Source organism: Corynebacterium sp. DNF00584 (assembly GCF_001552965.1).
GTDB classification, from domain to species: domain Bacteria; phylum Actinomycetota; class Actinomycetes; order Mycobacteriales; family Mycobacteriaceae; genus Corynebacterium; species Corynebacterium phoceense.
Genome location: NZ_KQ959771.1, coordinates 1 through 25,395, shown reverse-complemented (window position 1 = coordinate 25,395; position 25,395 = coordinate 1). Strand labels below are relative to the sequence as shown.

The window sequence follows — 25,395 nt, the reverse complement described above, 5'->3', positions numbered from 1 at the left end:
ATTACCCTAACACCTATGGATTTTTCCCTTGGACAGTTACGCCAGGACCTTCAGGGCCTTACCCCCGAAGAACATGGCTTTACCTACCTCGATCTGGATCGGAGCCCCACAGCGTCCGGTCGCCTCGACGGCTGGGTGCTCTCCGCAAAGGATCTGGCGGACGTCAAGGGTATGCGCACGACGCTGGGACATATCGATCGGGCGTACACCGCCACTGCGACGGATCCCTTCCTTGCGCAGCTGGAGTCCGAAGGCGCTGTCATTATCGGCAAGTCCGCTGCACCCGAGCTCGGACTCATGGTCGACACGGAGCCCATCGGGCTGCCACATCCGGATAACCCTCTCTGGCCTGGCCGCCCCCCGGGCGGCTCCTCCGGCGGTGCGGCGGTCCAGGTGGCACGGGGCCTGCTCCGTGCCGCCCACGCCGGCGATGGCGGCGGCTCTATTCGCGTTCCCGCGGCAGCCTGCGGAGTGGTCGGATTTAAACCGGGTGGGGACTCACTCGCGGTCGACGGCTTCATCACCCGCACCGTTGCCGATGCCGCCTTCCTCCACGACATTCACCCGCTTGTCCCCCGCGCGCGGATTGGAGTGCTCACCGAGCCGCTCTTCATCGACACCCGCGTCGATCCCGTCATGCTCGAGGCGGTCCGCGAAGCAGAAAAGCGACTGCGCGCCCGCGGCTTCGACGTCGTCCACATCGGAAAATATCCGCAGGCAAACACCACTTTCGAGTCCTTCCGCCACATCTTCACCTCGCATCTGGCGAACCTCGACGAGGCCGAAGGCTACGTGGACTGGATCCGTGCGCTCGGGCGCCGGGTCTCCCCCAAACAGCTCGCCCTGGCGAAGAAGCATGGGACGGCATTACAGGAGATCCTCACCCTCCAATGGCGCGTCGACGCGATTGTCTCCCCCATGCTCGCGTTCGACCCACCACGCCACGGCACCTTCCGCGCATTGCCCCACGAGAAGAACTTCGAGGAACAAACTCGCTGGTCGCCGTGGGGTTCTCTTTTCAATGTTGCGCATCTCCCCGCAATCTCCGTCCCGTGGGCCCTCGATAATCACCAGCCCGTCGGCCTCCAGCTCGGCGCGATTACCCTTTCCGAGCCCGAGCTTCTCGGCCTGGCCACGGTGCTCCACCCATGAACCGCGTCCGCTCCGAGATCCTCATCGTCCTTGCGGTCACCTTCGGCATGTCCGGGCTCCGCTCGCTGCTCCGACTCGTCGATGGCCTCCTTAACCCAGCGCCGTTGTCCGAACAGTCCGTCACCCTCAACGCTTCCCAATCGGACCTGGCGTGGCTCGACATCGCTCTCCAGCTATGTTCCGCCGGGGTCCTCTTCGCCTGGGGCGCGCTCGCCCTCTTCCTCCTTCAACGCTCACTCCCCCGGCCCCAGCTTTCCGATGCCGCCTCCTCCCCCGCCCTCGCCCTTCTTATCGGCGTCCCAGGGCTCGCGCTCTATATCACCGCCCTCCACTTCGGGTGGACCAAAGAAGTTGTCCCTACGGATTTTAATAATCCGTGGGTCGAGGTCCCCACGCTCCTCGTGTGGTCTGCCGCCAACGCCTTTGCCGAGGAGACCGTCGTCGTCTTCTGGTTTATCTCACGATTGCGGCAACTGCGGATTTCGCCGTGGGCAGCGATCGCTGCCTCGGCGGTGCTGCGCGGCTCCTACCACCTCTATCAGGGGGTATCGGCAGGCTTCGGCAATCTCGCCATGGGTCTCATTTTCGGCTACTACTTCCACAAAACCGGCAAGGTATGGCCACTTATCATCGCGCATTTCCTTATCGATGCTGTCGCCTTCGTAGGCTACGCCTTCCTGCCCAGCCTCGACTTCCTGAGAATCTAGCGCTAAACCCCGACCACATCTACACCGATAAGACCGGCTCTGGCATGTGTGGCGATACCCTGCGTCTGCGCTAGTCCCGTTCCCGAGGAGGCGCGCGGTATCCTGTTCGCATGACTGACACAGGACGCGACCCCCACCGGGAAAACCGGCGTGTTGGCGACGACCTGAGCAATTACGTGCTCGGCGCCGACGGCAAGCCCATCACCGATCGCTACGGCCGTCCCGTCCTCCGCCGTTCCATCGCGAAGCCTGCACCCCGCGCGGAGCGGACCCCGCAGTTCTCCGTGCAGGACTGGCAGCGCGAACACCGAGCCCACCAGCCCGCGCCCCAGCCTGCGCCACAACGCACGCCTCGGCAGCAGGCACGCCAGCCGGTGCCGCGCAACTACTCGTCCCGGTCGGCGCAGCCAGCCGTGCGCCCGCACCGCCATGGCAAGCAAGTCAACCCGGTGCGACGGGGCATCGGCTGCCTCGGCGCAGCGCTTGTCGCGATTGTGGTATTTACGCTGGCGATTGCGCTGTGGAGCGATTCGAAGCTCACGCGCATTGAAGCCATGCCAGATTCACAGGTCTCGAACACACCGGGCACCAACTGGCTGCTGGTCGGGTCCGACTCCCGCGTAGGCCTTACCGAGGAAGAGCAAATTGAGCTTGGCACCGGTGGCGACGTGGGATCGAGCCGCACTGACACGATCATGCTTCTGCACATCCCGAAGTCGGGTAAGGCGAAGCTCGTATCGTTGCCGCGCGATAGCTGGGTCAACGTCCCGGGATTCGGCATGGACAAGATCAATGCGGCTTTCTCCTACGGCGGTGCGCCGCTGCTGGCACAGACCGTCGAAGAATGGTCGGGGCTCCACATCGACCACTATGCGGAAGTCGGCATGGGTGGACTGGCCAACGTCGTCAATTCCGTGGGCGGCGTAGACATCTGCGTCCAGGAAGCCATCAACGATCCGCTGGCTGGCATCGATCTGCAGCCGGGCTGCCAGAATCTACAGGGCCGCGATGCCTTAGGCTATGTGCGCACGCGTGCAACAGCCATGGGCGACCTTGACCGTGTCCAGCGCCAGCGTGAGTTCTTCGCCGCACTGCTCGACAAGGTCACGGCCCCGACAACGCTCATCAATCCTTTCCGGACGATTTCGCTCATCAACCACACGGCTGACTCGTTCGTCGTGGGCAAGAAGGATCACGTATGGCACCTGGCACGCGTAGCCCTCGCCATGGCGGATGGCGTCGAAACCGAGACCATCCCTGTATCCGGCTTCGCCGATACAGCCTCCGGCAACGTCGTGCTCTGGGATGACGAACAGACGGCAGCTCTGTGGGAGTCGATGAAGTCCTAGCTTTGAGAATGGGGCGGGGTGTTGTCCTCCTGGTCGGTGTCCGGGGTGTCGGGTGTCTGGAACGCGGCAGGAGTATCGGTAAGGACAGCGGATTCAGACATCGCAACGGTCCTAAGAAGAAAGCAAAGGCCAGAGCCTCGCTGAGGGGGCTCTGGCCTGAGCAAAAGGAACGTCTAACGCAAGGTAACCTGGCGGGACTTAATGTTCTGGAGCTGCTTACGCTCGTCTGCGGTGAGCTCGGCGTCGTTGTCAAGCTCGGCGGTAATCGCGGCATCGACAGCCTTGAGCTTCTCCTCGTAGGAGTCGTAGGCGACCTCGGGATCGAGATCGAACACGGGGGCGATGAGACCATGGGTGCGGAAGACGCCAGCGAACTTGGTGCCCTCGCCGAGGTTGAGGTCACCGCGGGCAGCAATGCGTGCCAGGCCATTGAGCAGGGCGGCCTCGTCATCGTTCGGACGGACCCAGCGGATGTGCGCCTTGCCGCCGCCAGCGTTGGCCCAGAAAGCAGTGCCGACGATGCCCTCGCCGACCTGGTGGGACTCAATGACAGAGTCGTTGGCCATCTGCATGGACTGCGCGATCTGCGGGGTGACCTGAGCACCCTCCGGCAGCCACCACTCGAAGTCCTGGTAGACCTCGACGTCGAGGATGGCGTCGTTGTCCAGCAGCTCAGTGATCTTCGGCTCGGTGCCATCTGCAACGGTGGACTCGAGGGTCTCGCCCTCGCCGTGGTTCTTCACCCAGTTGAGCGCGTACGCAAGGTCGCGGCCCGGGTTGTGGGAGTGGGTCTTCACCTGCAGGCCCACGAAGGCCTGGCCGCCGGACTGCTCGTCGCGGATAAGGGCTGCCGATGCCCCCGGCAGCACCGTCGCCACGTAGACGTCACGGTCGACATCCTTCAAGGTCAGCTTGGCAATAGCGGAAGGAACGAATTCCTGCAGAGCGACCAGCTGGGACTCGGCAGCAAGGCCGGCGTAGGGACGTGGGTCCTTCTCAAGGGCCGCGCGCTCAGCGGCACGGGCAGCAAGCTTAGCCTGACGGCGGGACATGCCCTCAGGCAGCTGTTCTTTGTTTTTCTTGTTCTTCTTGGCCATAGCGCCCAAGTCTACCGGGCGTATTAATACTGCAGGGTGTGCAGGGCCACTTCTGGCTGATTTGTGGCCAGAATATCTACTCCATTCGCCCACGCCCACCGCATATCATCCGGACGGTCGACCGTCCACAGGTACGTGGGCAGGCCGTAGGCACCGATGGCGCTCGGCTGCATTTTCGCGCGCAGGAGTGACATGCCCAGGCCGGTGGGCTTGGACAGGAGGACGTCCGGGCGGTTGAGGTGGCGCTCCCAGTCGCGGCGCAGATAAAACCGGTCCATATAGGGATTAAGGTGCGACATCGTGCGAATAGCACGGTGAGAGAAGGAAATGAGGTGGATGCGGGGGTCATCGGAAAGCCCTGCGTGACGAAGACGCGCCACAGTCTCCTCCTCGACCCGATCACCAAAGGGGCTCGGGTGCTTGGTCTCGACGTAGAGGTGATGGCCTGTGGGAGCGACCATCTCGAGCAACTCGTCGAGCAACAGCGGGTGCTCGCCGCCGCCAATGTCGGCCTTGCGGACGTCCGCCCAGTCCATCTTTTCGATCGTGCCCGTCCGGTCCGAGGTGCGATCGAGCGTCGAGTCATGGTTGACGACCAGATATCCGTCACGCGTGAGGTGAACGTCGCACTCGACGCCATGGATGGGCAGCTCAAGCGCCTTAGCAAAAGCGGAAGGGGATAGCTCCGGATATTTTCCGGAGTATCCCCTATGGGCAACGATGTGCACTAGCCGAAGATTTCCTTCTTAATGTCATTCAGCGTATTGAAGGACTTGTTGAAGCGCTCCTGCTCGTGCTCGTCGAGCTGCAGCTCGATGGCACGGCTGACACCGGAGCGGTCCACAATGGCCGGGGTACCCATGTACACGTCCTCGGCGCCGTACTCACCCTGCAGGTAAGTCGAGACCGGGAGGGCCACGCCCTGGTTCTGGATGACAGCGCGGGTGATGCGGGCCAGGGCCATGCCGATGCCGTAGGACGTGGAGCCCTTGGCGTCGATGATATGGTAGGCCGCGTCACGGGTCTGCTCGAATATCTTCTCGATGCGCTGGTTGTAGTCCGGGTCCTCCTCAGAACGGCGGGACATGTGAACGCCAGCGATGTTGGCGGAGGAGACGACCGGCAGCTCGGAGTCGCCGTGCTCGCCGATGATGTACGCGTGGACGGAGGTCGGTGCGACATTCTCCATCTCGGAGAGCATGTAGCGGTAGCGTGCGGAGTCGAGAACCGTACCGGAGCCGATGACGCGCTCGTGCGGCAGGCCGGAAGCCTTCCAGACCGCGTAGGTGAGCAGGTCGACCGGGTTGGATGCCACGAGGAAGATGCCGTCGAAGCCGTTCTTCATGACGTCGCCCACGATGGAGTTCATGATGTTGACGTTCTTGTCCACGAGCTGCAGGCGGGTCTCGCCCGGCTTCTGAGCGGCGCCGGCGCAGATGACGACCATGGAGGCGTCCTTGCAGTCTTCGTAGGTACCGACCGTGACGCGGGTACGGGACGGAGCCCAAACCACACCGTGGTTGAGGTCCATCACGTTGCCTTCGAGCTTCTTCTCATCGATGTCAATGATGGCCAGGTGGTCGACAGTGCCCTGGTTCACCAATGCATACGCGTAGGCGATTCCGACATCGCCTGCACCAATCAATACAACCTTGTTTCCCACAAAATTCGTCATGACCCCGATTGTGCACGAAAATGTCTGACTTGTCGCGTTGTGCGCCCGATCTCACACAGTCGGATGTCCGATCTCACATCACATATGCCCGTTCGGACAGGGTCTGCACAGTGCCGAATTCCCTGGTTCAATGGTTTCCATGCATCGCTTCGCACTACGCGTTCTCGCAAAAGGCCTGTCTGCCGCCATTTTTGGCCTCGAAGTGTTGAGCGATCTTACCCCTGGTGTACGCATGACCGGGAGGAGACGTTTACCACAGAACATGGCGGCAGGCACTGCGGGCGCCGAGGTCGCCACATGGGCCGCCGTGTCGCCGTCGCTTCTCCCCCGTCCCTGGTGGGTGACGGCAGCCAACGTGGCGCTAGGCCAAGGCATGGGTCACTTGAGCGCCTCCGCGCTCGCATTCGGACTCAAACGGGCATTCCGCGTCTACGACGTGCGCCCACAGGACCGCATTCCGTATCGCACTCTCCACGCAGTGCTCGGGGCGGGAACAGTCCTCGTCGGCATCCGTTCTATCCGCAACCAGGAAGCGCAAGCCCAGCTCGTGGGCAAAGAAAACGAGCGCGGCCCGCGCCAAGCTGCCGCCGGCGTCGCCCTCGGCACGCTCGGTTACGGCGTCCTCCTCATCCTCGGCGAAGCGGCACAAGCAGCGACAACAAAGCTCAGCCGCCGTGCGCAAAGGTTTCTCCCACGCTGGGTCGCCTGGCCCCTCGCGGCGGGCGTCCTCGGCGCCAGCGTCATCGCCTTAAGCGACCGCGTCGTGTGGCGTCGCTTCATCCGGACCGCCTCCGTGCGCGCTGAGCGCCTCAACCGGCTCATCTTCCCCGACTCGATGATGCCCTGGGAACCTGAGCGCTCCGGCAGCCCCTGGTCACACGAGCCCTGGACCGCCATCGGCGCGCAAGGCCGTCGCTTCGTCACCCGCGGCCCACGCGCCCGCGACATCCAAGACATCATGGGCTACGACCACGCGCACGAGCCCATCCGCATCGTCGCCGGGCTCGTCCCCGGCCGCGACTTTCTGGGCTCCGCCCGGCAGGTCATCGCGGAAATGGAGCGCACCGGCGCGTTCCGCCGTGACACCATCGTCGTGCACATGCCCGCTGGCTCTGGCTGGGTCAACAATTACTCCACGAGCGCGTATGAATTTTTGACCCGCGGCGACTGCGCGACAGTCACGCTCCAGTACTCGTATCTGCCCTCCGTCTTCGCTTTCCTCGTCGATCGAGACGCGCCCGTCGCGGCCGCCCGCGTCCTCCTCGACATGGTGCATGCTCGCATGGCATCTCTGCCGGAGGACGATCGCCCACGTCTCTACCTCGCGGGTGAGTCTCTCGGTGCCTTCGCCTTGGTCGAGAACTTCGAGGAATTGGAGCATTTGCTCACCGCATGCGATGGCGCGATGTTCACGGGCCCACCGCGGATGACAGGGTTCTTCCGCAGGCTCGCCGCATCCCGTGACCGCGGCTCGCTGGAGCGGCTTCCACTCATCGACGGCGGGCGCCATGTCCGCTACGTATCCAATCCCGCGCATCTTGCTGCCGATGCCTTCGGGGCGCCGTATCCCCGCGCCTGGCAGCGCCCCCGGGTCGTGGTCGCGCAGCATGCTTCCGATGCCATCGTGTGGTGGGACCAGCAGCTCGCGTGGCGTCGGCCGGACTGGCTGCGTGAACAAGTCCCGCCCACGCTCCACGCGGATGCCTTCCGGCGGCTGCAATGGGCGCCGTTTATCACCTGGTGGCAGATTGCGCTCGACCAGGTGAACTCACTCAACGTGCCCGGCGGCCACGGCCACAACTACTTTGAAGAAACCTTCTGGTACTGGGACGCCGTCCTAGGCTCGCAGGCCCGTGTCCCGCTCGACGCGGCGAAGGCCGACCGGATGCGGAAGTTCATTGTGAAAACGCAGCCCCGCGGCTAGCCGCACTTCACGCCAGTGCTGTGATGCGGACAGTAACCGTTCGGATTCTTGGCGAGGTACTGCTGGTGGTCATCCTCGGCCAGGTAGTACGCGCCCGAGTCGGTCTCGGAGAGCAGACGGACCTCGGTGGTAATTGGACCAAAGCCAGCCTCGGCGAGCTTGGGCTCATACGCGTCGACGATCTCCTGGATTTCCTGGCGTTCCTCTTCGGTTTCCGGATAGAACGCGGAACGGTACTGCGTGCCCACGTCGTTGCCCTGGCGGAAGCCCTGCGTGGGGTCGTGCGCCTCGAGCGCGGTTACGACGAGGTCCTTGAGCGAGACCTTGTCCGGGTCATAGACCACCTGGACGGTCTCCGCGTGGTTGGTCATCCCCTGGCAGACCTCGAAGTAAGTGGGGTTGGGTGTCGTGCCACCGGCGTAGCCGACCGAGGTGGACTCGACGCCGGGGAGCTCCCAGAACATCTTCTCCGCGCCCCAGAAACAACCCAACGCCACAAGGAGGGAACGCTGACCGTCTTTCCACGGGCCCGTAGTCGGCGTGCCGAGCACGGTGTGCGGCTGCGGATCCGCGAGCACCGGGGTATCTCGACCCGGCGTGGCGTCGGTTTTCGCGACAATCTTCGGTTCAGGCTTGAACAAAAACATGGCGGCTCCTTTTCTTTCGTCTTACAAGTCAGCGCGCGGAGCTGGGCGTATTATTCCCGCCTCCCCACATTTGCCAATTAATGGTGGCAAATTTCTTACAGTGGGCCTATCATCGTGCACTGTACCCAAAGAAAGGAAACAACAATGGCTGTTTACGAACTTCCGGAACTCGACTACGCGTACGACGCTCTCGAGCCGCACATCTCCGCAGAGATCATGGAGCTGCACCACACCAAGCACCACGCTAACTACGTGGCTGGCGCTAACGCTGCAACCGAAGCCATCAAAGCCGAGGCTGAGGGCGAGGGCAACGGTGACCGCCTGCGCGCTCTCTACAAGAACCTTGCTTTCAACCTGGGTGGCCACACCAACCACTCCATCTTCTGGAAGAACCTCTCCCCGAACGGTGGCGGCGAGCCGACCGGCGAGCTGGCTGAGGCCATCAACGAGGCATTTGGTTCCCTCGAGGGCTTTAAGAAGGCCTTCTCCGGCGCTGCGCTGAGCCTGCAGGGCTCCGGCTGGGCCGTCCTGGGTTACGACCACATCGCTGGTCGCCTCGCTATCCAGCAGCTCACCGACCAGGCTGGTAACACCTCCATCAACCTGACCCCGCTGCTTATGCTCGACATGTGGGAGCACGCCTTCTACCTGCAGTACAAGAACGTTAAGGCTGATTACGTCAAGGCTGTCTGGAACGTCTTCAACTGGGACGACGTTGCAGAGCGTTACGCTGCTGCTAAGAAGTAATTTTTAGAGCCTAGAGCCCGCCTTGCGCGGGCTTTTCGCGTTTTTCAATGAAACTCCGGAATTGATCCGCCGCCGGCGAACCGGGCCGCCACGTAAAGCCCAGCTCGCGGTACGCGGGCGGATCGAGCGGGACCACGGAGCCCACCCGCAGGTACGGGTCATCCACCGGAATGAGCGCGCCACCCAGTCCCGCCGCAACCAGACCCGCAACGGTCGTAAGCTCCATCGACTCGAAGACGAGATGCGGCGTGAAACCAGCGCCGGCAGCCAGGCCGTCAAGAAGCATGCGCGTACCGTAGCCGGGCAGCATGCCGATGAAGGGCTCCTCCGCGAAGTCGGCGAGGCGGACAAAGGTTGCATCCGACTTCGGATGCCCGGGAGGCAGGGCAAGGCCAAGGCGCTGCATCTCGAGCCGGTGCCAGGGCAAACCCTCCGGTTTCGGGCCCACGAGAGCGATGTCGGATTCGCCTTGCTGCACGCGATCCACAAGCTCGCGGGCAGCGCCCTGATGGAGTACAAAGTCGACGTTGGGGTGGGCCGCACGATATTTTCCCAGCAGGTCCGGCACCAGCCACGTTCCGAGCGAATGCATGAAGTCGAGCCGGACAGTGCCGCGCTCCGGGTCCATGAGGCGAGCGACCTCGGCGCGGGCCGCGGCAGCATCGGCAAGCATGCCCTTCGCACGCGGGACGAAGGACTTCCCACGGTCGTTGAGGTGAAGGGCTCTTCCGGCGCGATCGAAGAGCGTGGCGCCGAGCTCGCGCTCGATTCGTTGGATGCGGCGCGTGAGCGCTGACTGGGACATGCCGAGGGCATCCGCGGCGGCGCCCACGTGACCATGCTCCGCGACGGCGACGATTCCACGCAGATCCTCGAAATTCATGCACACCTCGCATTGAAAACTAGAGTTTCAAACATTTTACACATGAACGCAGGTGAGGCAGGCTAGAAGAATGACTCGTTCCCGCCGCGCGACGCTCGCCATGCTGCTCATCGGCCTGGCTATTTTTTCTGGACTCTACTCCACGCAGGCCATCCTGCCGGTCCTCGTCGAGGAGACGGACATGAGCTCGGGCGCGGCGGCGCTCACCGTGTCCGCCGCAACGGGTGGGCTCGCGCTTTTTGTCATTCCGGCGTCCATCCTTTCGGAAAGATTCGGCCGCGGTCGCGTGCTTCTCGCCTCCGCCATTGGTGCCGCGCTCATCGGCGTGCTCGTTCCGTTCGCGACGACGGGATGGGCGGTGATTGTCCTGCGCGGCCTCCAAGGCGCAGTGATGTCCGGTGCGCCCGCCACGGCCATGGCGTGGCTGGCAGAAGAACTCGAACCGAGGGCCCTCCCGCGCGCCATGGGCATCTATATCGCAGGCAATTCCATCGGTGGGCTCATCGGCCGCCTCGTTCCTACGTTCGCCACCGAGGTCTTCACCTGGCGCGGCGCGCTGTGGACGGGCGCAGCCGTGACGTTGGTCTTCGCACTCGTCGCGGCGTTCTTACTCCCTCCGCAGCAACGATTTACCCCAAAAGAAATTCACCTACGTTCGGAGCTCTCCGCCCTCTTCCAGCACTGGCGTGATGGTCATTTGGCGGCGCTCTACGCCGTCGCATTCCTCGCCATGGGCACCTTCGTATCTCTGTACAACTTCATCGGCTTCCGCCTCATCGAGCACTTTGGGATTCCGCCCGTCATCGCAGGCTTCGTCTTCCTGCTGTACCTCTCCGGCACGTGGTCATCCGCGCGCGCAGGAGGGTTCATCAACCGATTCGGACGGAGGGCGACGCTCACCGGATCTTCCGCGCTCATGGTCGTGGGTTCCCTGCTCGCCGCGGGGCCATTGCCGGTGCTCTTCGTCGGCCTGTTGTTGTTTACCGCCGGTTTCTTCGCGGCGCATTCCACGGCCTCCGGCTGGGTGGGAGCCCGTGCCACGCAGGACCGCGCCGAGGCCTCGAGCATGTACGTCTTTTGTTATTACTTGGGCTCCTCGATCATCGGCGCGGCGACGGGGTGGGCGTTTTCCGTTATCCCCTGGGTCGCCTACGCGGTGGTGTTGGCGGTGCTCTCACTCCTTCCCACCTTGATCGCAGCAAATTTATCCGACTAAAGTCGTAAGAATGAACAACCAAAAGACGGTCGAGGAAAAGTTTTCCCCGCGCGTGTGGCATCGCCGCGCTGCGCGGCCGGTGTCTGTGTGGATGATGATCTTCATCCTCATTGGACTTACCCACTTCGCCATCCCCAACTACGGATGGCTCCTCGTCCACGTCTTTACCCTGGGCATTCTCACCAACTCCATCCTCGTGTGGTCCCAACACCTCACCGAGAAATTCGTGCAGCACAAGCTTGCCGATGCCGCCCGTCCCCGCCAGCTGTATCGGATCTACGGGCTCAATATCGGCGCCATCATCGTCATGGTGGGCCAGGTCTTTGCGATTCCCTACGCGACTATTACCGGCGCCGCCATCATCGCAGTACTCATGGCGTGGCACGGCGTAGAAATCCTCGGCCAGTGGAAGGGTGCGTCCGGGAAACGCTTTCGGCCCATCGTCGGCGCGTATGCGGCATCCGCATTCTGCTTGCCCGTCGGCGCGTTCTTTGGCGGCTGGCTTGCGCTCGATCCGGGCAATCCGCGGCTGCTCATTGCACACATCGCGGCGAATATCGGCGGCTTCGTCGGGCTTGCGGCCGCAGCCAGCCTCACCATCCTCCTGCCCACCGTGTGGCGCTCTCAGGGCATCTCGAAGTACATGACGCCCACGCTGTGGATTCTGGGCGCGGGCGTCCTCGTCACGATTATCGGCGCGCTCGTTGGTTTTCCAGAATTCGGTTTCGTTGTGTATGTGATCGGCTGGGTCCTCGCCTGGCAGCAGTGGCTGGGCAACGTCAACCTCAAGCAGTTCACGTACGCGTCAGCGTCCTCCATTGCCGCCGTCACCTGGCTCGTGCTCACGCTCGCCTACTACGCGGTGGAGCTCATGCTGCAGATGCAGCCGAAGGTTCCCACCATTGCCCTCCTCGTCGGTTTTGCGGCGCAGCTACTCATCGGCATGATGAGCTACCTTCTGCCCTCGACCATGGGCGGCGGCCCCGGCGCGACGCGCGCGGGCTTAATAGAGATGTACAGGTATGGCTTACTCCGCTGGACATTTATCAACGGCGGCCTGCTCTTGTGGATTTCCGGCACGAATTCCTACCAGAACGTCGTCATGTCGCTGTTGTGTCTAGGCTCGCTGGCGGTCTTCCCCATCTTCATGATCCGCGCGGTCAAGGCACAGAAGGCGGTGCTGAAGAAGGAGAAAGAGGCACCCGCAGCCGAGCCCGAGCCGCGCTTTATGGAAATCACAATCGGCGTCGCCATCCTCGCGCTCGTCTGGGTCCTGTTCCAGCTATAAATCGCCGATGCCCGGCGCCCCAGCACTCATCCACTCGCGAATACGGTACGTCGCCTGGACGTCGCCGCAGTTGTACTCCAGAAGGCGCGCACGGGCGCTCTCGTCGCCTGCAACGGCGGCACGGCGTGCGTTGACAGACGCTTCGCCATCAAAGTCGTCTTCTGCCCACGCATGGCCAGCAACGGGAGCGACGGTTTTTAAGCTGAGGCCATGCGGGCCAGCGAAGCTGCGTTTGACGTCAAGGAAGAGGTCGACCCAGTCCTCGGAAGTAATGAATTCTTCGATCTCATTCTGTGCAATTCCGAAGCGCTCTGCCGATGACCGCAGCCAATGGTTTTCCCCATGCGCCGAGTAGCAGTAGGCGGCGAAGGTCTCGCCGCGCGCATGCGTGGCGCTGCGCAGTTCGGTCAGCCAGGTCCAGAACTCGTGGAAATTCTCACCTTCTGAGGCGCCGCCCAGCGGCTGCCACGTGACGAACGGGTGGTACGCACCGTCGTGCCACACACCCCAGAGGTACGCGCCCTGGTCGAGGTAGGCCTCCATGTCGATGTCGACCTCCACGTCGGCCCGGCGCGGCGGGGCAAAGGTAGGGCGCTTGAGAAGCGGGATCCCGCGTTCCCACGCCTCCGCGAGACGACTGGGCTCGCCGAGGTTCGCCTCGATGAGGCCGTGCACCGTGTGGATTCCACGCTCCCTGTACTTGCGACCGCGATCCCCAGGCAGGAAGAGCGAAATATCGTCCATGCGCTCGAGCTCCGGGCGGCAGAACTCCCAGAACCGGCAGCTGGCGCACTCTTTGACACGGCGCGGGGAGTCGGGCAGGTCCTCCAGCGTCGCGAGAGCACGCTCGGTCGCCTCAAAGTAATCACCGGTCTCGACGACGAACGCGGTCTCTCGGTCCTGGCCGATGACGACGCCCCGGCCGGAGTCAAGGTCGGATTCCTGTAAGCCCCACGCGCCCAGTGCGAGACGGTAGCCGTCCACCGGGTGATGGCGCAGCTTATAGGGCAGGTCGAGCGGCGCCGAAAGTCCCAGCCTGTGCGTCGGCACGCCGGGGAGCGTCGCGTGCGGGTTCTTCTTCGCCACACGGTGGTTACTCACGATGATGGGCAGGTAGGCCTCGCCGTCACGCACCAGCCCGTCGAGTTCGACGTACCAGCCGCCATAGCGAAAGCGGGCATTCGTAATGAGATGGACTCCCGCGGCCATCGCCTCGAGGGTCGCCATCTCACGTGCGAAGTCGTCGCCTCCAAGGTCGACCCGCCGGAAATTTTTAGAGCTCGACGAAAGGAGGGAATGGACCGCAGCACGGGCGGCATCGGCACGCTCTGCACGGGCGAGGCTTGCATGGGTGGAGGGAACATCGGGGTAGCGCTCCCGCTGCACGAGCCGGTAGCGGCAGCCCACGAGATCGCTGGCCTCTACGGGACCGACGCTGTAGTTCCTCACGCCTTCCAAGCCTAACGGGTAAAGTTGGAAGACGATAAACGCACAAACATCAACGAAGCACAAGGAACTGATTCCCATGGCCAGCATCATGAAGACCCTCCGCAAGCGTCGCAACGAGGCGAAGGCCGAGATTAAGGCAGCAAAGACCCGCGCTCTGGCCGAGGTCAAGGACGCCCGCAAGGCACGCGAACGTCAGCAAAAGCTGCTAGCCAAGCAGGAAAAGCACCTCATTAAGGCCGAGGAAAAGGGTCTCAAGCGCAAGCGCAAGCACGAGCAGAAGCGCGCCAAGCAGGAGCTGCAGAAGATTAAAGAAGGCCGCTTCAACGCCAAGACCGTCAACCGCTACGCCGGCGCCCTCCGCGCCGCCGCCCCGCTGCTGCTGCCGCTTATCTACCGTGGCATTATGTCCGGCCGCGAGGCCCTAGAGCAGCGCAAGGCCAAGCGGGCCGGCGTCTCCGTGGACCAGCTCGCGTCTCTGTCGGGCCACGGCGCTCCGCTCAAGGCGCGCATCGCTGGCGTGCGCAACTCGCTGCCGGGCTCGGGCCTTCCGGCGGGCTTCCAGCGCGACGTCCGCGAGCGTCTCGACGAGCTCGACAAGGCGGTCGACAACGCCGAATACATGACGGACCAGCAACGTCGCCGCGCACATGAATCCATTTCGGCCGATATTGACGGAGTTACTCAGGAAATCCAGGAACGCCTGTAATTTCCTTCGATTTCGATTAACCCGGAATGCACCTTTATGGTGATTCCGGGTTGTTTTATTAATTTGAGGAATTTCTTCTTCAATTGCGTAACGCTTTTGTTGACGCGACCGATTTTATGATCGAATTAGTCCCATGTTCTGTCACCATGAGAAAGACGGAGCACTGTTTTGCGGGACAAAGTCACCTGTCATTGCATAGTCGAAACCCCCACAATAGTATTCAAAGGGCTTTTCCCATGTCACGTCGCGAAGTCACACAGTTCTATGACGACCTGGACCACACCCCGCTGTCCGAAAGCGAAGTGGAAGTCATCCGTTTTTCCGTCGACGGAACGACGTACTTGCTGGATCTTTCCCCTGCCAACGCGGCGAAATTCCGCGCTGCCCTCGATCCGTTTGTGAGTGCTGCGCACATCGCACCCGAGCCCGACGCACGCCGTGTGAGCCCCAGCGTCATCCGCGATTGGGCCCGCACCCGGGGCATCCCGGTCGCCCACCGCGGCAAGATCCCTAACGTGATCATTGAGGCCTACAACGAGGCCAACGCTTAAAGCACGCCTTGCTCGCGCGCCGCAGCCACGGCCGAGGTGCGCGAACGCACGCCCAGCTTGTCATAAATATGCACGAGGTGGGACTTCACCGTCGCCTCAGAGAGCATGAGGTCCTGGCCAATCTGGCGGTTCGACGCACCTGCGGCGACCAGCTGCAGGACCTCGAGCTCACGCGGCGTCAGCGAGGTACGCGGAGTGCGCACGCGCGTCATGAGACGGTCAGCGACAACGGGCGAGAGCGCCGAGTCGCCGTCCGCCGCGGAGCGCACCGCCGCGAGGAGCTCCGCCGGCGGCGCATCCTTGAGCAAGTAGCCCACAGCACCCGACTCGATGGCGCCGAGGATATCCGCGTCCGTGTCGTAGTTGGTCACGACGAGGATCTTGGGCGGGTTGTCGCCCTGGCGAATGGCCCGGGTGGCCTCGGCGCCGCCCATGACGCGGGTGCCTTCGATGCCCGCGCCGAAGCGCAGGTCCATGAGGATGACGTCGATCCCGCCGCGCGCGGCGGCGTCGATGGCGGCCTCTGCCGTCGCGACCTCACCCACGACCTCGATGTCCTCTGCGCCTTCCAGGATGGCGCGGAGACCGAGGCGCACGATTTCATGGTCGTCTGCCAGCAGGACCCTAATCACAACGAACGCTCCTTATATCAAACTTTTGAACACCGTCATTCTATACTAAGGGCACGCTAACAGATACCGCCGCCCCAGAGCCCGGCGTGGACTCGAGGGTGACGGTCCCGCCCAGCTCTTCTGCCCGGCGATGCATAGCAGACAGACCAATGTGTCCGAGTCCGGCCGGGCGCGCCTCCACGGCCGCAGGGTCGAAGCCCCGCCCGTTGTCCACGATGTCCACACGCACCTCGTTCTCGTCGTACGTGACGGTCACGCGCGCCTTCGTCGCGCCCGAGTGCTTCACCACGTTGCCCACAGCGCCCTGCGCGATGCGCAGGAGCGCCGCCTCAATCTTCATGGGTAGCTGGGCCGCGTCGCCTTCCACGTCAACGTCGATGTCAATCCCGGCCGTCGCCGCGAAATTCGCCGTCATGCGCTCCAAGGCGCCAGCGAGCGAGGTCTCCGCAAGCGCCGTCGGCTGAAGAGCAGCGATCATTGCACGCGCCTCATGGAGGTTGTCAGACGCGGTGGTACGCGCGAGCGCAATCCGCTCGCGCGCCTTATCCTCGTTGTGCGTGTCGAGATCACGATCCGCCGCATGGAGGAGCATTTGGATAGAGGAGAGCCCCTGCGCCAGCGTGTCATGAATCTCGTGAGCGATGCGCTGACGCTCGGCAATGACACCCGCATTGCGCTCGGACTCCGCGAGCTGAGCCTGCGTTTCTTTGAGCTCCCGTGTCATCTCGGCGAGTGCGTTAAACGCGTAGTAGATGGCGACGACGACCACCGCGGAGACCAGCGGGCCCATCGCGCCGCCGAAGGTGATGCCGTTCGGAATCTGCACGCCAATCGACAGCGCCGTTGCAAAACCCACCATGAGAATGCCGCGCCAATCGTCCACGACGAAGAGGTAGAGGAACATAAGCGAGAACAGCAGGTACATCGCCGCTGGCGCGATGAGCATCGCCGCGAACCACGTCACGGTGAGCACCACGAGCCACAAAATCTTAGGCCCCAGCGTCCAGCGCTCGAGGAAATTCCAACCACCGAAGTAGATAATGGCGAAGGTCGACAACAACATGAGCGTGGACACCGCCGAACTCATAGGCATGGACACCACCGTAAAGATGGCCACGACCAGCAGCGTGGTGGTGAGGATATGCACGCCATTGCGCAGTGCATCAGATTCTGTCGTTAAGCTGGTGTCCATGCGCCATATCCTACTGCCCCTCGTGTGTGCCGCCCTCCTCGCTGGCTGCTCTGCGCAGGACACTCCCGAACCCGCCGAATCGAGTGCCGTCGCCGCCGACCCGCTCACGGATAACGCGGCGGTCGACGGTTTTCCCGTGGATTCCCCCGCCATCGTCAACGCGTGGGATCAGGAATGCCCGTACCTCGACCCCCAATGGGTCGCGGAGACCAACGGCCAGCGCATGACCAAGCAGGGTCTCGATACCCGCTTTGGCACGCCCGCCTGCGTCTTCTGGTCCTACCCCGAAGCGCCCCAGGCGACCGTCATGGTGCGCGACCTCGGCACCGTAGAGCGCGCCCGCGCCGCCGTGGATTGGGCCGCCCCCATCGACCAGACGGAGCCTGTGGATGAGGGCGGCTGGCAAGGCGGCCGTGGCGTCCTCAACGAGGATCTCTCCGTCTACGCCGTCCAGAAGGACAACGAGGCCGTCCTCGTGTGGACGAACCAAGCACAGACTGTCAAGGCCGAACTCATCGCCAAGGAAGCAATTAAAAACCTCGGGCTCTAAACCGCTACGTCGTTATACGGCATCATCTCCGACACCCATGGAAACACGACGTCCATGAGCAGAAAGAATACGGCGACGAGCAGGGCGAGCGAGAAAGTCGCTTTCACCCAGCGCGGCCCCGGCAGCAGGTTCCATATGGCTCTGTACATTTAGCTTTCCTCCAATACGGCTGGGCGCTCGCCCGCGACCTTCGGCTGATGGTCCGTCTCCATTGCGTGGATGATCATGCGCTCTGCGTTCGAGAACTGCGGGTGGCAGGTCGTCAAGGTGATCAAGCCTTCCGATGCCTCCGCGTTGTCCGTCCCAGGCACCGGCGCGATGGTTCCCACGTCGCTCGGAAGCGTAATGGAGCGGCCCAGCACGTTCGCATACTCGCCCGTGAGCTTCCCCTGTTGTTCGGGCGTGAGGCAGTCCGCGGGCTCACCATCAATCGGCAGCACGCGGTAGGTAATCCACTCGGACTGCGTCTCAACCACAATCGCGTCGCACGTCTGCAGGTTGCCCAGATCATTGAACGGGGCACCCTTGCCCACGCGGTGGCCGGCAACGGCGAAATTTCCGAGTTCCCCAGGCATCTGGCTGTCCGTATAGCGCCCAGGGCCAGCGAGAAGGTCCTCGTCGTTCGTGCCCTCGACTATCGCAAACTGGTAATCCGAGCCGAACGTAGGGATATACATGCGGGCGAAAGCCTCGCCCAGCTCCGGGTGGAGCTGCCCGCGCGGGTTGACCCATTCCTCATCGAGTTTCTCAGACGCCTGATCCTGCAGCTTGCCTGATTCAATATTCGTCCAGTAGGACTCATAGAATGCGAAGAGCAAGAGAAGGACCCCAGCGGTAAGCAACAGCTCGCCCACAACGTGGGTGACGCTCATGAGCGACTTCTTCATGCTCAACACTGTACTGCCCTTCAGAGAAAGGCCCGAACCCGCGTGATTGATATCTTCGTCTACCCGGTCTCTGCCATCATGAAGCTCTGGCACCTCATTCTCCACAGCTTCCTCGGCGATCAGACCGCATGGCTCGTATCGATTCCGCTCCTCGTGCTCACGGTGCGCTCCCTCATCTGGCCGCTTAACTGGTCCGCCATCCGCTCCGGCCGCCGCTCCGCACTCATGCGCCCTGAGCTCGCCGCGCTCAATGCGGAGCTCGCCCAGGCCACGACGACAGCGGACATCGCGGCACACAAGGCAAAGGTCAAGGAAGTCCACGAGCGCTACCACTACCGCCCCGTGGCCGGCTGCCTCATTCCCTTCATCATGGTGCCCGTCTTCATCGGCCTCTACCAGGTCATCCTGCGCATGGCCCGCCCGTCGTTTACGGGCGCCATCGGGCTCATCTCCGCGGATGAGGTCGAAGATTTCCGCAGCACCACGCTCGCCGGCGTTCCGCTACCCGCCTATGTCTCCATGCCCGAGTCTTGGGCCACGCAGTACGGCGTCACTGGCGGCGAGGTCCGCCACCTCATCATGCCGCTTCTGCTCGCCGCGCTCGCTGCCACATTTATCAACATGTGCATCTCCTGCTACCGCGGTTTCCTCACCACCCAATTCGACAAGACCATGCCGCGCCGCATGCTGTACGTGCTCGCGTTCTTCGCAGTGCTGACCCCCTACTTGCTGTGGAATGCCGCCATTCACGGCCCCGTCCCCGTGGCGGTCATCCTCTACTGGTTCACGTCGAACCTCTATACGCTCACCCAGACCCTCGTCAATGAGACCCTGCTACGCCGCCGCTACCCGCTTTCCGATGCCGCCCATGCCGCCCGCCGCGAGTCCTGGCAGCGCCACAGGGCATCCCGTAAAATCCCCCGCGCCGAGCGCCGCGCGCAGAAGAAGGCCGCCAAGGCCGAGGCCAAGCGCGTCGCAGAGCTGCGCGCGCAGCTCCTACGCGAGGAGCGCGAAGCTAAGAAGTCCGGTGAAGAGAGCTAAATCGTGTAATCCGCCGGCGGCTCAGCAAGCATCTGCTGCGCCATCTCGCGCGCAGTCCGCAGCGGTGCCACGTCGCGACGCAGGCGCGCCCCCGCGAGACCGCCGTCGAGCAGGATAAGAATCTGGTTCGCCTGCTCGCCCGAGGGATAGCCGTTGCGCGCGCTGAGCAGGTCCGTGAGCACCGTGTGCATCCAATCGCGGTGCGTGTGACACGCCTCGACAATGCCGCGCTCTAGGTCCGTTTCCGGGCGCGGATACTCGCCCGCCGCATTGAGGAAGTGCGAGCCACGGAATTCCTTGCCCGGCTGCTCCTCGATCTCGATGTCGAAGAAGGCAAGCACCTTCTCCTCCGTCGTCGCATCCTGGGTGCGCTCAGTCCATACGGTGCGGGCCTGCTCGTCAAGCGCCTCGATATACGCGATGACGAGCGCGTCCTTGCTGCCAAAGAGCGAGTAGAGCGACGCCTTCGCCACGTCCGCCTCGCGCAGGATGCGGTCGATGCCGATGACACGGATGCCCTCCGTGTTAAAGAGGTTCGTCGCCGACTCGAGCAGGCGGCTACGCGGACTTGGCCGGTTGCGTCGGGACTTCTTCGGGGTTGTCACAGTGCTCCTTCACGGGGTATCGGGTAGGTGGCTCCAGCCAGGGGGTGAAAAACTGGAAAACCGGTTCATCTACACACTGTAGACAAACCGGTATGTCCGGCGCGAATTATATTACTTCTTCGCACCGCGACCGCGGATAAGACCCACGATCCACAGGAAGACAACCGCACCCACAACCGCGGTAACGATCGAGAGAATCCAACCGTTCGAGCCGCCGATACCCAGCAGCTTGAGGATGCCGCCACCCACGAAAGCACCCACCAAACCAATAATCAGGTTCATAATGAGACTGTCGTCGCGGCCCATGATCTTCTCTGCAATCCAACCAGCGATAATACCGACGATAATCCAACCAATGAAGCTCATGAGAGCGCTCCTTTTCTAAGTAACTTTTTGGTCCATCTCCCATGGTGCGCCCGTTGCTCGAGAAAATCAAGAAAAAGCGAGAAAGCGTCCAATATCGTTATTGGACGCTTACTCATTCGTTAGCTAATCGAAACATTCTATAAATGTTCCGAGAAACTAACGCACACGGTTATCACTCAGAATCCGGGCGGACAACCATCATCGGGCACGGCGCGTTCTGCAGCAGCGCGCGCGAGGTGGAACCCAGCAGCATGCCCTTGAAGCCGCCGCGACCATGCGAGCCGACAACGAGCAACTGGGCACCCGCGGCGGCATCGGCAAGCGCGCGCACCGGACGGTCACGAGCGATAACCTTCTTCACCGGGACATCCGGGTACTCGGCCTGGAACTCGGCCAAGCGCTCAGTGAGCAGCACCCCCTGTTCCTTCTCAACCTCGGCCCACTCGGCCTGCGCGGCAGACAAGCCGGCAAGCGACGCCTGCACCTGCATATCCATCCATGTGTGGACGGCGATAAGCTCAGCACCGCGGGCCGCAGCCTCAGCGAACGCGTAGTGCGTAGCCTTCTGGGAGACCTCGGAGCCATCGACGCCGACCACAACGGGTCCGTACTTCGTGGACTCGGTGACCTGGTTGTCCTCGCGAACGACGACGACCGGGCAGGACGCGTGGGAGACAACCGACGCGGAGACCGAACCCATAACCATGCCGGACAGGCCGCCCATGCCGCGGGAACCCATGACAACCATGGTGACGTCATGCGACATCTCGAGCAGCATGTCGATCGGCGAACCCTCAGCGATGGTGTGGCCAATCTTGATGTCCGGCGCAACCTCATGAGCCACGGCACGTGCAGCTTCGATCTTCTCCAGCGTCTCCGCCTGCAGATCATCAAAGAGTTCCTTGGGCGGAACCATGCCCTCTGCGTAGAGGAACTGCGGAACCGTGTAGCTCGACGCAATACGCAGCGGGATGCCGCGCTTCATCGCGGTGTTTGCGGCCCACCGCACAGCGTTCTTTGACGCCTCCGAGCCATCGACTGCAACGACAACAATGTCTTCCTTGGCCATGACATCCATCCTTTCGAAGTGGTTATACCGTTAGTATACCGCCCATAAGACCGGACGCTACCAGCTAGATCACATCTCGGGGGTGGTGTGAGCGGCCTCCGCATTCGCCGGGAAGAAGACGTTATAGAAGAACTCACCGATCCGGGCGATGACAGCACCGATACCATCGGAGAAGAAGGCGACAATCGGTTCGAGAAGGGCGTTAAAATCCATGGCCAATAGATTAGTACACATGCGCAAAGGCTTCACCCCGTTGCCCATCCGCGATGGTCTCAACGCCACTCGCGCCCGCGTTCCCGAACCCGGGCTCACCGCCTACTCATTCGTCTGGCACCTCGTATCCTCCCAGCGCCACCGCCACCCCTCAGACAACGAGGCCGCAGTCCTCGCCCGCTTCGATGCTGGCGAGGTGGTTCTCCGCGACGGCACCGTCCTTTCTCCGGACTCCGTCCTTACTGAGGGCTCCGACGTCTACTTCTACCGCACCCCCGCTCCGGAAACACCCGTCCCCTACGACATTCCGATCCTCTACGAAGACGACCAACTCCTCGTAGCCGACAAGCCCCACTTCATGGCCACCATGCCCCGCGCGCGCCACATCACTGAGACCGCCACCGTGCGCCTGCGCCGCTCGACCGGTCTTTCCGAACTCTCCCCCGCCCACCGCCTCGACAGGCTTACCGCCGGCGTCCTTCTCTTCACCAAGGACCGCACCGTCCGCGGCGCCTACCAAACCCTCTTCGCCAACCGGGAAGTCTCCAAGACTTACGAGGCCGTCGCCGCCTACCAGCCTTCCGATGCCCCCATTACCTGGCGCTCCCGCATCCACAAGGTCCCCGGCGAAATCCAAGGCACGCTCGTCGAAGGCGAACCCAACGCCATCACCACGCTCGAGTCTGTCATGCCCCTGTCTAGTTCGGAGCAGGCAGCCCTCGAAGCCATCCACGGCCCGCAACCCTCGCTCGCGCGCTACGTCCTCAAGCCCACCACCGGGAAGACGCACCAGCTCCGCCTCCACATGTGGGCCGCCGGCCACCCCATCCTCGGCGACCCGGTCTATCCCACCGTGCTTCCCGAGGACGCCGAAGACATGACCATCCCGATGCATCTCATTGCGCGCACGCTCTCCTTCACCGACCCGCTGAGCGGCGAGCAACGCACATTCACGTCACAATTAGGCACTACGTTCTAAAATTGACGTCCTACACGCCCACAATCCCTCTCCGGTGCACGCAGAGAGGGATTTTTCATGCTTTCCGCACGATGAGAAATGCTGCGAAAACCACTGGTCGAAGAATGGGGTAGCTATAACAACACAATTTCCCATTTCAATTCTCACCATGCCCGATCCGCACAATAATGGCGAGCCCCCAAGTCAGTTGCCTGCGGATCCCCCAAGTTAACCTCTGTGACTGCTGTGAATATTCGAACATAGGAACTTTCGCGGCCCGCTTCGTTGGAACTCCGTTGCCACCCGACCCTCGCTAGCATCCTCTGTCTGCTATCAAGCCTCGTTGCACGCTGCACTCCACTCCGATACCCTCAAGCCCGTAAACACCAGGAGGAGGAACGCCATGAAGACCGCAACAATGCTCAAGATTGTCACCGCCACTGTCCTCCTCCTCGCCGCTACACTGCTCGCCGCTGTCCACCTCTTCCATCGCGCCGAGGTCAACAACCTCGTCTCCCAAGCCGAGGACCGCGGCGTCAACTACGAGCTCACCATCCACAATCCCGTGCTGTATACCTACAGCTTCCTTCCCGAGTAGCAGCGCCCGCCCCGCCTCGACCCCGTATTCGTCAACGATCCCATCACGAATTGGCACGACCCCAACGTCCCGTTTCCGAACTAAATGCGTAACTGCGTGCCGCACGCTTCTGTATCCGCGCGCAGGCAGTCGCGCCGTTCTACTCGGCCCCTCCAGTACGAGCCGATGGAAAGATGGGATGCCTTCCTTTCGACGCTAACGCAAAGTAGCGAGCGTCCCACCAAGCAAACGACAGGCCCCCTTGAATCGCTGAAGTGCCCCAGGTTTTGTTCCGTTTGAGTAGATGGGAAAATCTGGAACATGCCAAGGAAATTTGACCAGGATGCGAAGGACCGCGTGGTCCGTCTCGTTGAGGACCGCATCTTGGCGGAAAATATGTCGATGCAAGCCGCGTGCCAGGCAGTAGCCCCAAAGCTGGGGGTTTCATGGCACACAGCTCGTCAATGGACCCAGCAGGCCCGCCGTTCGGGAAACACTCCAGAACCTGTGCCTGAAGATTTGGCCGCCGAAAACGCGAGACTACGCCGTGAGAATCAAGAGCTACGCGATACTAATGAGCTGCTGAAGGCTGCCTCAGCTTTTTTCGCGTCGGAACTCGACCCCAAACGTCGGAAATGATCCGATTCATCGATGAACACCGGAATCGTTTCTCTATCGAGTTCATTTGTAAGACGTTGAAGAATAGCCGGGCTGGTGGGTTTATCACCTCGCGTGGTTATCGCCAGTCCAAGGCCCGTGGATTAAGTGCTCGTCGCCTTCGCGATGCTGTGCTGATTGAACGCATTAGGGCTGTTCATCAGGATAATTACGGTGTTTACGGGGTGCGGAAAATGTGGCATGCGCTTGACCGTGACGGAATCGACATCGGTCGTGAACAAACCGCCCGGCTGATGCGCCTAGCTGGTGTTTCTGGCAAAGGCAAAGGCAGATCACCAATCACAACCCGTACACCTCAACAGGCCGGATCTGCGCCCAGACTTGGTCGAGCGTGAGTTCAAAGCCCCCGGCCCGAACAAACTGTGGGTGGCTGACATTACGTATGTGCGCACGAAGAAAGGCTTTGTGTATGCCGCGTTTGTCACCGACGTTTACTCCCGACGGATCGTTGGGTGGGCGTTATCAGACTCCATGCGCACCGAAGCGTTGCCGCTGCAAGCTCTTAATCAGGCGATCGTGTGTGCTGAGGAAACAACAGGTCTCATTCACCATTCGGATCACGGCTCGCAGTACGTCAGCGTGGTCTACAACGAGCGCCTTGCCCAGCACGGGATTGCCGCTTCCACCGGAACTGTCGGGGATTCTTATGACAATGCTCTGGCTGAAAACGTTAACGGCTCCTACAAGAACGAGCTGATCCATACTCGCAGGTGGGATGATGTTGTCGAGGTAGAAATCGCGACGTTCGAGTGGGTGTCATGGTGGAACGAGACAAGGCTCCACCAAAGCTTGGGATACCGAACCCGGTTGAGGTGGAAACCGATTTTTGGAAGCAGACCCCGCCACAGGAAATAATAACGATCAAGGCAAATGCCTAGGAACAAAACTCGGGGCACTTCACAAAACGTGTGGGCGTGTAGCGCTCGCGTGCCTCCGTGTGCCGATGACCCCTCTGCGTAACGATAGCCCTGTACTCGGGATGTAGCGAGGCCGATGCATTCGAGCACCCCATTATGTATGAGCTGTTGAAGAATCGCGAAGCGGTAGATTCGATGCCTCATTTACGTTTCAGGCTCCGACTGTCGCCGGCCCGCCAAAAGGCTCGGCATGACCGTCGGCGCGTTCTGCCTTCGGTATGCCAAGACCGCAAAAAGACCGCTTGCCGGGAAGAAGCGTGTTCTTCCCGGCAAGCGGCCTTTAAATATGTAGTTGTTGTTTGTTGTTTTTATGTCGGCG

At 62.1% G+C, this 25,395-nt stretch carries 29 protein-coding genes and 1 pseudogene; 16 read left to right on the top strand and 14 right to left on the bottom strand.

Annotated elements, in window-relative coordinates; all coding sequences use genetic code 11:
* Window positions 1-15 precede the first annotated feature (15 nt).
* The 3 genes from HMPREF0307_RS12195 to HMPREF0307_RS12185 all read left to right on the top strand — a co-directional run bounded on the left by HMPREF0307_RS12195 (window position 16) and on the right by HMPREF0307_RS12185 (window position 3,208).
* Entirely contained in the window at window positions 16-1,152 is a 1,137-nt protein-coding gene (locus HMPREF0307_RS12195; protein WP_066493501.1) for an amidase family protein, read from the top strand.
* Window positions 1,149-1,859, top strand: coding sequence for a CPBP family intramembrane glutamic endopeptidase (locus HMPREF0307_RS12190; protein WP_066493499.1), 711 nt, complete (start codon window positions 1,149-1,151; stop codon window positions 1,857-1,859). The genes HMPREF0307_RS12195 and HMPREF0307_RS12190 overlap by 4 nt, the downstream gene beginning before the upstream one ends.
* A 110-nt stretch (window positions 1,860-1,969) precedes the next feature.
* Window positions 1,970-3,208 carry an LCP family protein gene (locus tag HMPREF0307_RS12185; RefSeq protein WP_082723347.1) on the top strand — a complete coding sequence of 413 codons (1,239 nt, stop codon included), beginning with the start codon at window positions 1,970-1,972 and terminating at the stop codon, window positions 3,206-3,208.
* 173 nt (window positions 3,209-3,381) lie between these two features.
* On the opposite strand, the gene HMPREF0307_RS12180 is transcribed toward HMPREF0307_RS12185, so the two are convergent.
* Genes HMPREF0307_RS12180 through HMPREF0307_RS12170 form a run of 3 tightly spaced genes read right to left on the bottom strand, consistent with a single transcriptional unit; the run spans window position 3,382 to window position 5,980 of the window.
* Window positions 3,382-4,305: a DUF5926 family protein gene (locus HMPREF0307_RS12180; RefSeq protein ID WP_066493497.1), complete on the bottom strand. Its 924-nt coding sequence runs from the start codon at window positions 4,303-4,305 to the stop codon at window positions 3,382-3,384.
* 23 nt (window positions 4,306-4,328) lie between these two features.
* Window positions 4,329-5,033 carry a glycerophosphodiester phosphodiesterase family protein gene (locus HMPREF0307_RS12175; protein WP_066493495.1) on the bottom strand — a complete coding sequence of 235 codons (705 nt, stop codon included), beginning with the start codon at window positions 5,031-5,033 and terminating at the stop codon, window positions 4,329-4,331.
* A complete protein-coding gene (locus tag HMPREF0307_RS12170; protein WP_066493493.1) occupies window positions 5,033-5,980 on the bottom strand; it encodes an L-lactate dehydrogenase in 948 nt (315 codons plus the stop codon). Before HMPREF0307_RS12170 ends, HMPREF0307_RS12175 begins: the two co-directional genes overlap by 1 nt.
* A 130-nt stretch (window positions 5,981-6,110) precedes the next feature.
* Here HMPREF0307_RS12170 and HMPREF0307_RS12165 point away from each other — a divergent pair, with 130 nt between their 5' ends.
* Window positions 6,111-7,904, top strand: coding sequence for an alpha/beta-hydrolase family protein (locus tag HMPREF0307_RS12165; protein ID WP_066493485.1), 1,794 nt, complete (start codon window positions 6,111-6,113; stop codon window positions 7,902-7,904).
* Here HMPREF0307_RS12165 and msrA read toward each other — a convergent pair.
* The gene (gene msrA / locus HMPREF0307_RS12160; protein ID WP_066493483.1) at window positions 7,901-8,551 is read right to left on the bottom strand and encodes a peptide-methionine (S)-S-oxide reductase MsrA; all 651 of its coding nucleotides are present in this window, start codon (window positions 8,549-8,551) and stop codon (window positions 7,901-7,903) included. The two genes, HMPREF0307_RS12165 and msrA, sit on opposite strands and share 4 nt — an antisense overlap.
* 144 nt (window positions 8,552-8,695) lie before the next feature.
* Between msrA and HMPREF0307_RS12155 the strand changes: the two genes are divergently transcribed.
* Window positions 8,696-9,298, top strand: coding sequence for a superoxide dismutase (locus HMPREF0307_RS12155; RefSeq protein WP_066493482.1), 603 nt, complete (start codon window positions 8,696-8,698; stop codon window positions 9,296-9,298).
* A 10-nt stretch (window positions 9,299-9,308) separates the two neighbouring features.
* Here the strand turns inward: HMPREF0307_RS12155 and HMPREF0307_RS12150 are convergent, their stop codons facing one another.
* Window positions 9,309-10,181 carry a LysR family transcriptional regulator gene (locus HMPREF0307_RS12150; protein ID WP_066493478.1) on the bottom strand — a complete coding sequence of 291 codons (873 nt, stop codon included), beginning with the start codon at window positions 10,179-10,181 and terminating at the stop codon, window positions 9,309-9,311.
* 70 nt (window positions 10,182-10,251) lie between these two features.
* On the opposite strand from HMPREF0307_RS12150, the gene HMPREF0307_RS12145 reads away from it, so the two are divergent.
* Complete coding sequence (locus tag HMPREF0307_RS12145; RefSeq protein ID WP_066493476.1) at window positions 10,252-11,397, top strand: MFS transporter; 1,146 nt, start codon at window positions 10,252-10,254, stop codon at window positions 11,395-11,397.
* Window positions 11,398-11,407: 10 nt separating this feature from the next.
* The gene (locus HMPREF0307_RS12140) at window positions 11,408-12,685 is read left to right on the top strand and encodes a copper oxidase (RefSeq protein ID WP_231725188.1); all 1,278 of its coding nucleotides are present in this window, start codon (window positions 11,408-11,410) and stop codon (window positions 12,683-12,685) included.
* Here HMPREF0307_RS12140 and HMPREF0307_RS12135 read toward each other — a convergent pair.
* Entirely contained in the window at window positions 12,680-14,134 is a 1,455-nt protein-coding gene (locus tag HMPREF0307_RS12135; protein WP_231725186.1) for a TM0106 family RecB-like putative nuclease, read from the bottom strand. The genes HMPREF0307_RS12140 and HMPREF0307_RS12135 overlap by 6 nt on opposite strands.
* A gap of 76 nt (window positions 14,135-14,210) precedes the next feature.
* On the opposite strand from HMPREF0307_RS12135, the gene HMPREF0307_RS12130 reads away from it, so the two are divergent.
* Together HMPREF0307_RS12130 and HMPREF0307_RS12125 are read left to right on the top strand one after the other, a co-directional pair.
* Entirely contained in the window at window positions 14,211-14,840 is a 630-nt protein-coding gene (locus HMPREF0307_RS12130) for a DUF6474 family protein (protein ID WP_066493467.1), read from the top strand.
* Between the two features lie 236 nt (window positions 14,841-15,076).
* Window positions 15,077-15,391 (top strand): histone-like nucleoid-structuring protein Lsr2, encoded by a 315-nt coding sequence (locus HMPREF0307_RS12125; RefSeq protein WP_066493465.1) that lies wholly within the window; start codon window positions 15,077-15,079, stop codon window positions 15,389-15,391.
* Here the strand turns inward: HMPREF0307_RS12125 and HMPREF0307_RS12120 are convergent.
* Together HMPREF0307_RS12120 and HMPREF0307_RS12115 are read right to left on the bottom strand one after the other, a co-directional pair.
* On the bottom strand, window positions 15,388-16,023 hold the full coding sequence (locus HMPREF0307_RS12120; protein WP_066493463.1) for a response regulator: 636 nt from the start codon (window positions 16,021-16,023) through the stop codon (window positions 15,388-15,390). The genes HMPREF0307_RS12125 and HMPREF0307_RS12120 overlap by 4 nt on opposite strands.
* A gap of 40 nt (window positions 16,024-16,063) precedes the next feature.
* Window positions 16,064-17,215 carry a sensor histidine kinase gene (locus tag HMPREF0307_RS12115; RefSeq protein ID WP_066493456.1) on the bottom strand — a complete coding sequence of 384 codons (1,152 nt, stop codon included), beginning with the start codon at window positions 17,213-17,215 and terminating at the stop codon, window positions 16,064-16,066.
* Here HMPREF0307_RS12115 and HMPREF0307_RS12110 point away from each other — a divergent pair.
* Complete coding sequence (locus tag HMPREF0307_RS12110) at window positions 17,214-17,765, top strand: DUF2020 domain-containing protein (protein ID WP_066493605.1); 552 nt, start codon at window positions 17,214-17,216, stop codon at window positions 17,763-17,765. The two genes, HMPREF0307_RS12115 and HMPREF0307_RS12110, sit on opposite strands and share 2 nt — an antisense overlap.
* Here HMPREF0307_RS12110 and HMPREF0307_RS13220 read toward each other — a convergent pair.
* Together HMPREF0307_RS13220 and HMPREF0307_RS12105 are read right to left on the bottom strand one after the other, a co-directional pair.
* On the bottom strand, window positions 17,762-17,914 hold the full coding sequence (locus HMPREF0307_RS13220; RefSeq protein WP_168162241.1) for a hypothetical protein: 153 nt from the start codon (window positions 17,912-17,914) through the stop codon (window positions 17,762-17,764). The two genes, HMPREF0307_RS12110 and HMPREF0307_RS13220, sit on opposite strands and share 4 nt — an antisense overlap.
* Complete coding sequence (locus tag HMPREF0307_RS12105; RefSeq protein WP_066493453.1) at window positions 17,915-18,652, bottom strand: class E sortase; 738 nt, start codon at window positions 18,650-18,652, stop codon at window positions 17,915-17,917. It abuts the gene before it with no gap.
* 42 nt (window positions 18,653-18,694) lie between these two features.
* Between HMPREF0307_RS12105 and yidC the strand changes: the two genes are divergently transcribed.
* Window positions 18,695-19,693 carry a membrane protein insertase YidC gene (gene yidC / locus HMPREF0307_RS12100; RefSeq protein ID WP_066493451.1) on the top strand — a complete coding sequence of 333 codons (999 nt, stop codon included), beginning with the start codon at window positions 18,695-18,697 and terminating at the stop codon, window positions 19,691-19,693.
* On the opposite strand, the gene HMPREF0307_RS12095 is transcribed toward yidC, so the two are convergent.
* The 4 genes from HMPREF0307_RS12095 to HMPREF0307_RS13215 all read right to left on the bottom strand — a co-directional run bounded on the left by HMPREF0307_RS12095 (window position 19,690) and on the right by HMPREF0307_RS13215 (window position 21,946).
* Window positions 19,690-20,298, bottom strand: coding sequence for a TetR/AcrR family transcriptional regulator (locus tag HMPREF0307_RS12095; RefSeq protein WP_066493449.1), 609 nt, complete (start codon window positions 20,296-20,298; stop codon window positions 19,690-19,692). The genes yidC and HMPREF0307_RS12095 overlap by 4 nt on opposite strands.
* 111 nt (window positions 20,299-20,409) lie before the next feature.
* The gene (locus HMPREF0307_RS12090) at window positions 20,410-20,664 is read right to left on the bottom strand and encodes a GlsB/YeaQ/YmgE family stress response membrane protein (protein ID WP_066493446.1); all 255 of its coding nucleotides are present in this window, start codon (window positions 20,662-20,664) and stop codon (window positions 20,410-20,412) included.
* 172 nt (window positions 20,665-20,836) lie between these two features.
* Window positions 20,837-21,733 (bottom strand): universal stress protein, encoded by an 897-nt coding sequence (locus HMPREF0307_RS12085; RefSeq protein ID WP_066493443.1) that lies wholly within the window; start codon window positions 21,731-21,733, stop codon window positions 20,837-20,839.
* 69 nt (window positions 21,734-21,802) lie between these two features.
* On the bottom strand, window positions 21,803-21,946 hold the full coding sequence (locus tag HMPREF0307_RS13215; protein ID WP_168162240.1) for a hypothetical protein: 144 nt from the start codon (window positions 21,944-21,946) through the stop codon (window positions 21,803-21,805).
* Here HMPREF0307_RS13215 and HMPREF0307_RS12080 point away from each other — a divergent pair.
* From HMPREF0307_RS12080 to HMPREF0307_RS13610, 5 genes and pseudogenes are all read left to right on the top strand, one after another.
* Complete coding sequence (locus HMPREF0307_RS12080; RefSeq protein ID WP_082723345.1) at window positions 21,882-22,925, top strand: pseudouridine synthase; 1,044 nt, start codon at window positions 21,882-21,884, stop codon at window positions 22,923-22,925. The two genes, HMPREF0307_RS13215 and HMPREF0307_RS12080, sit on opposite strands and share 65 nt — an antisense overlap.
* A gap of 382 nt (window positions 22,926-23,307) precedes the next feature.
* Window positions 23,308-23,502, top strand: a complete 195-nt coding sequence (locus HMPREF0307_RS12075) for a hypothetical protein (protein WP_066493438.1) — start codon at window positions 23,308-23,310, stop codon at window positions 23,500-23,502.
* A gap of 254 nt (window positions 23,503-23,756) precedes the next feature.
* Window positions 23,757-24,120: pseudogene (locus tag HMPREF0307_RS13620) on the top strand (transposase).
* Window positions 24,117-24,494 carry an IS3 family transposase gene (locus HMPREF0307_RS13615; protein ID WP_156435940.1) on the top strand — a complete coding sequence of 126 codons (378 nt, stop codon included), beginning with the start codon at window positions 24,117-24,119 and terminating at the stop codon, window positions 24,492-24,494. The pseudogene HMPREF0307_RS13620 and the gene HMPREF0307_RS13615 overlap by 4 nt, the downstream one beginning before the upstream one ends.
* 31 nt (window positions 24,495-24,525) lie before the next feature.
* Window positions 24,526-25,014, top strand: a complete 489-nt coding sequence (locus HMPREF0307_RS13610) for an IS3 family transposase (RefSeq protein WP_369799450.1) — start codon at window positions 24,526-24,528, stop codon at window positions 25,012-25,014.
* Window positions 25,015-25,395: the final 381 nt, after the last annotated feature.